Annotated in this window: 3 tRNA genes and 1 rRNA gene; all 4 read left to right on the forward strand. The window is 48.8% G+C overall.

The window, feature by feature from the left end:
• The first annotated feature begins 81 nt into the window (after positions 1-81).
• Positions 82-158, forward strand: a tRNA-Arg gene (locus AC0DBE_RS21530).
• A 26-nt stretch (positions 159-184) separates the two neighbouring features.
• A tRNA-Pro gene (locus AC0DBE_RS21535) sits at positions 185-261 on the forward strand.
• Between the two features lie 7 nt (positions 262-268).
• Positions 269-344 (forward strand) — tRNA-Ala (locus AC0DBE_RS21540).
• A 173-nt stretch (positions 345-517) separates the two neighbouring features.
• Positions 518-646 (forward strand): 16S ribosomal RNA (locus AC0DBE_RS21545); the annotation flags it as partial.

The raw sequence follows: 646 nt of genomic DNA on the forward strand, positions 1-646 counted from the left end.
ATTGGCAGACACACAGGACTTAAAATCCTGCGGTAGGTGACTACCGTGCCGGTTCAAGTCCGGCCCTCGGCATTAAGTTTTGCGCCCGTAGCTCAATTGGATAGAGCGTTTGACTACGGATCAAAAGGTTAGGGGTTCGACTCCTCTCGGGCGCGCCATTATTCTAATAGAATAGTTAGGAAATCGGGAAGTAGCTCAGCTTGGTAGAGCACATGGTTTGGGACCATGGGGTCGCAGGTTCGAATCCTGTCTTCCCGACCATTTTCATGGGGCCTTAGCTCAGCTGGGAGAGCGCCTGCTTTGCACGCAGGAGGTCAGCGGTTCGATCCCGCTAGGCTCCACCAAAAGTTTTTTAAAAAAAGTTGTTGACTTTGAAGAAGCAGCATTGTATACTAATAAAGTTGCTTTAACAAAGCAGACAAACGAAATGATCTTTGAAAACTAAACAAGACAAAACGTACCTGTTAATTCATTTTTATAAAATCGCACAGCGATGTGCGTAGTCAGTCAAACTACTTCATCGGAGAGTTTGATCCTGGCTCAGGACGAACGCTGGCGGCGTGCCTAATACATGCAAGTCGAGCGGACAGATGGGAGCTTGCTCCCTGATGTCAGCGGCGGACGGGTGAGTAACACGTGGGTAACC

The organism is Bacillus sp. VA15, from assembly GCF_055721145.1.